This window comes from Nocardioides sp. CPCC 206347, from assembly GCF_048654605.1.
Taxonomy (GTDB): Bacteria; Actinomycetota; Actinomycetes; order Propionibacteriales; family Nocardioidaceae; genus Nocardioides.
In genome coordinates, this window is sequence record NZ_JBMCYZ010000014.1 from 1 (window position 1) to 5,521 (window position 5,521).

The window sequence follows — 5,521 nt, forward strand, 5'->3', positions numbered from 1 at the left end:
AATGTATGTCCGGCGGCGTCCTACTCTCCCACAGCCTCTCGGTTGCAGTACCATCGGCGCTGGCAGGCTTAACTTCCGGGTTCGGGATGGGACCGGGTGTTTCCCTGCCGCTATGGCCGCCGTAACTCTATTACCCCTCTGTCCCACCAATGGTGTGTGGGAGTTCTCCCCTGGTCGGGGTGAACCCGCCTGCACCTGGTGGTGTTGGGGGTGGTTCATAGTGGACGCGTGTTTGTGGTGCCCCTGTGTTTGTTAAGTGTGTTGGGGATTTGTTGTGGCAAGTCTTCGGCCTATTAGTACCGGTCGGCTGGGCATTGCTGCTGTACACCTCCGGCCTATCAACCCAATAATCTTTTGGGGGCCTTAACCCCACAAGGGGGTGGGAAACCTCATCTTGAAACGTGCTTCCCGCTTAGATGCGTTCAGCGGTTATCACTTCCGAACGTAGCCAACCAGCCATGCACCTGGCGGTACAACTGGCACACCAGAGGTTCGTCCATCCCGGTCCTCTCGTACTAGGGACAGCCTTTCTCAAGTTTCCTACGCGCGCGGCGGATAGGGACCGAACTGTCTCACGACGTTCTAAACCCAGCTCGCGTGCCGCTTTAATGGGCGAACAGCCCAACCCTTGGGACCTACTCCAGCCCCAGGATGCGACGAGCCGACATCGAGGTGCCAAACCATCCCGTCGATATGGACTCTTGGGGAAGATCAGCCTGTTATCCCCGGGGTACCTTTTATCCGTTGAGCGACAACGCTTCCACTCGCAGTTGCCGGATCACTAGTTCCGACTTTCGTCCCTGCTCGACATGTCTGTCTCACAGTCAAGCTCCCTTGTGCACTTACACTCAACACCTGATTGCCAACCAGGCTGAGGGAACCTTTGAGCGCCTCCGTTACTCTTTAGGAGGCAACCGCCCCAGTTAAACTACCCATCAGGCACTGTCCCTGAACCAGATCATGGCCCTAGGTTAGACATCTAGTACGACCAGAGTGGTATTTCAACGTTGACTCCACAACCACTGGCGTGGCTGCTTCAAAGTCTCCCACCTATCCTACACAAGCCGAACCAAACACCAATGCCAAACTATAGTAAAGGTCCCGGGGTCTTTCCGTCCTGCCGCGCGTAACGAGCATCTTTACTCGTAGTGCAATTTCGCCGAGTCCATGGTTGAGACAGCGCCCAAGTCGTTACTCCATTCGTGCAGGTCGGAACTTACCCGACAAGGAATTTCGCTACCTTAGGATGGTTATAGTTACCACCGCCGTTTACTGGGGCTTAAATTCTGAGCTTCGACTTGCGTCTAACCCGTCCTCTTAACCTTCCAGCACCGGGCAGGAGTCAGTCCGTATACATCGTCTTACAACTTCGCACGGACCTGTGTTTTTAGTAAACAGTCGCTTGGGCCTGGTCTCTGCGGCCCTTCACGCTCACCCAGCAAGTGGGGTCACGATCCGGGCCCCCCTTCTCCCGAAGTTACGGGGGCATTTTGCCGAGTTCCTTAACCATGGTTGTCTCGATCGCCTTAGTATTCTCTACTTGATCACCTGAGTCGGTTTGGGGTACGGGCGGCTCATGGCTCGCTAGAGGTTTTTCTCGGCAGCATAGGATCATCCACTTCCCCCATACGGGGTCGGCATCACGTCTCAGGGTCACCAACCAAATGGCCACGTGGCGGATTTGCCTACCACGTCCCCTACACGCTTACCCGCCGTCTACCATCGCGGCGGTTGGACTACCTTCCTGCGTCACCCCATCGCTTGACTACTACCGGTTCGGGTTCCACGCTCCGCTCCAACCCCTCGGCCCGAAGGCTCTGGTAGATGAAGTTTCGGGTGGTTAGCATTACCGGGCTCATCATGGGCGCCATTTCGCCGGTACGGGAATATCAACCCGTTGTCCATCGACTACGCCTGTCGGCCTCGCCTTAGGTCCCGACTTACCCAGGGCAGATTAGCTTGACCCTGGAACCCTTGATCATTCGGCGCACGGGTTTCTCGCCCGTGATTCGCTACTCATGCCTGCATTCTCACTCGTGTGGCGTCCACGGCTGGATCACTCCGCCGCTTCACTCGCCACACGACGCTCCCCTACCCATCGACGCCTCTGAACCACGAAGGCTTGAGTTAATACGTCGATGCCATGGCTTCGGCGGGCGGCTTGAGCCCCGCTACATTGTCGGCGCGGAATCACTTGACCAGTGAGCTATTACGCACTCTTTCAAGGGTGGCTGCTTCCAAGCCAACCTCCTGGTTGTCACTGCGACTCCACATCCTTTTCCACTTAGCCGCCTCTTAGGGGCCTTAGCCGATGGTCTGGGCTGTTTCCCTCTCGACTACGAACCTTATCGCCCGCAGTCTCACTGCCACGCTTACACTTACCGGCATTCGGAGTTTGGCTAACGTCAGTAACCTGGTCGGGCCCATCGGCTATCCAGTGCTCTACCTCCGGCAAGAAACACGCAACGCTGCACCTAAATGCATTTCGGGGAGAACCAGCTATCACGGAGTTTGATTGGCCTTTCACCCCTACCCACAGGTCATCCCCTCAGTTTTCAACCTAAGTGGGTTCGGTCCTCCACGCCGTCTTACCGGCGCTTCAACCTGCCCATGGGTAGATCACTCCGCTTCGGGTCTTGAGCGTGCGACTAAAGCGCCCTATTCAGACTCGCTTTCGCTACGGCTTCCCCACACGGGTTAACCTCGCCACACACCGCAAACTCGCAGGCTCATTCTTCAAAAGGCACGCTATCACCCACACAAGGAAGGCTCTAACGGATTGTAGGCACATGGTTTCAGGTACTATTTCACTCCCCGCCAGGGGTACTTTTCACCTTTCCCTCACGGTACTTGTCCGCTATCGGTCATCGAGGAGTATTTAGGCTTAACGGGTGGTCCCGCCAGATTCACACACCATTCCAGGAGTGGCGTGTTACTTGGGAGATACCGAACACAGCCAGCATCTATCGTCTACGGGGCTATCACCCGCTACGGCACCGCTTTCCAACGGACTTCGACCTCAACACTGGTTTCTGACTGTGCGTCACACCGGCAGGCGCAACAACGATATTCCCACGACCCCTACACCGCAACGTCTGCCGACTATCACACGATATAGGTTTAGCCTCATCCGATTTCGCTCGCCACTACTCTCGGAATCACGGTTGTTTTCTCTTCCTGTGGGTACTGAGATGTTTCACTTCCCCACGTTCCCTCCACACACCCTATTTTATTCAGATGTGGGTAACTGGACATAACTCCAGCTGGGTTTCCCCATTCGGACATCCCCGGATCAACGCTCGGTTGCCAACTCCCCAGGGCATTTCGCAGGCTCCCACGTCCTTCATCGGCTCTCGATGCCAAGGCATCCACCATGTGCCCTTAATAACTTGCCCACAACAAACCACCAACACACACAACAACCACTCAAACAACAGGGCGCCATACATGCAGTGCTTCGCGTGGATAACTCAAATTCTCAAGAACACTAAAACAATCACGAAACAACACAAACAAAAACCGCCCACCACCAACGTGCTCACCCCCTCGAACAACAAGGAGCCTGAACAACGCATCGTGCGGGCGGATGCTCGCGTCCACTATGAATAAATCAAACAACCAAGAAGCCCAACCAGCTCACCCACCCCAATCCCGCAAGGGATCTACCAGGGAAGGCTCGTCTGATGCCTCAGATACCCAACAGCGTGTCAGCACACCCACACCAACCAACAACACCATCCAGAAAGGACAGCAACTGTCGACCAGGCAAGTAAGAAATGTTGTGTTCCACTAGTGAACAACCCAAAGTTTCAGCGACACATTCGGCCACCGAGCAGGGTGTGCTCCTTAGAAAGGAGGTGATCCAGCCGCACCTTCCGGTACGGCTACCTTGTTACGACTTCGTCCCAATCGCCAGCCCCACCTTCGACGGCTCCTTCCACAAGGGTTAGGCCACCGGCTTCGGGTGTTGCCGACTTTCGTGACGTGACGGGCGGTGTGTACAAGGCCCGGGAACGTATTCACCGCAGCGTTGCTGATCTGCGATTACTAGCGACTCCGACTTCATGGGGTCGAGTTGCAGACCCCAATCCGAACTGAGACCGGCTTTTTGGGATTCGCTCCCCCTCACGGGATCGCAGCCCTTTGTACCGGCCATTGTAGCATGCGTGAAGCCCTGGACATAAGGGGCATGATGACTTGACGTCATCCCCACCTTCCTCCGAGTTGACCCCGGCAGTCTCCTATGAGTCCCCACCATTACGTGCTGGCAACATAGAACGAGGGTTGCGCTCGTTGCGGGACTTAACCCAACATCTCACGACACGAGCTGACGACAGCCATGCACCACCTGTACACCAGTATCAAAGAGACCCCCATCTCTGGGGGCTTCCGGTGTATGTCAAACCCAGGTAAGGTTCTTCGCGTTGCATCGAATTAATCCGCATGCTCCGCCGCTTGTGCGGGCCCCCGTCAATTCCTTTGAGTTTTAGCCTTGCGGCCGTACTCCCCAGGCGGGGCGCTTAATGCGTTAGCTACGGCACGGAACCCATGGAATAGGTCCCACACCTAGCGCCCAACGTTTACGGTGTGGACTACCAGGGTATCTAATCCTGTTCGCTCCCCACACTTTCGCTCCTCAGCGTCAGGTAATGCCCAGAGAACCGCCTTCGCCACCGGTGTTCCTCCTGATATCTGCGCATTTCACCGCTACACCAGGAATTCCATTCTCCCCTGCATACCTCTAGTCTGCCCGTATCGAAAGCAAGCCATGAGTTAAGCCCATGGTTTTCACTCCCGACGCGACAAACCGCCTACGAGCCCTTTACGCCCAATAATTCCGGACAACGCTCGGACCCTACGTATTACCGCGGCTGCTGGCACGTAGTTGGCCGGTCCTTCTTCTGTACCTACCGTCACTTTCGCTTCGTCGGTACTGAAAGAGGTTTACAACCCGAAGGCCGTCATCCCTCACGCGGCGTTGCTGGATCAGGCTTCCGCCCATTGTCCAATATTCCCCACTGCTGCCTCCCGTAGGAGTCTGGGCCGTGTCTCAGTCCCAGTGTGACCGGTCACCCTCTCAGGCCGGTTACCCGTCAAAGCCTTGGTGAGCCATTACCTCACCAACAAGCTGATAGGCCGCGAGCACATCCTGCGCCGAAAAAACTTTCCACACACCCCCATGCAGGGACATGTCATATCCGGTATTAATCACCGTTTCCGGTGGCTATCCCAGAGCGCAGGGCAGATTACTCACGTGTTACTCACCCGTTCGCCGCTCGAGTACCCCCGAAAGGGCCTTTCCGCTCGACTTGCATGTGTTAAGCACGCCGCCAGCGTTCGTCCTGAGCCAGGATCAAACTCTCCATAAGAAAATCCAATACTGACAAACAACAAACCCTGACAAGTATCACTACTAATCAGAATCAATCATATTGCCGAAACCACACACCAACCACCCAAAGGCAGTCAGCGCAAAACAGTCACAACAATCTATATGCATGACACACTGTTGAGTTCTCAA

General features: G+C 55.6%; 3 rRNA genes. All 3 read right to left on the bottom strand.

The annotated features are described in order from the left end of the window. Positions 1–7 precede the first annotated feature (7 nt). Positions 8–124 (bottom strand): 5S ribosomal RNA (gene rrf, locus ACOACQ_RS24045). Positions 125–273: 149 nt separating this feature from the next. Next, positions 274–3,395: ribosomal RNA gene (locus ACOACQ_RS24050) — 23S ribosomal RNA — on the bottom strand. 455 nt (positions 3,396–3,850) lie between these two features. After that, positions 3,851–5,369 (bottom strand): 16S ribosomal RNA (locus tag ACOACQ_RS24055). The 16S, 23S and 5S rRNA genes sit together here, the layout of an rRNA operon. Between the last annotated feature and the right edge of the window lie 152 nt (positions 5,370–5,521).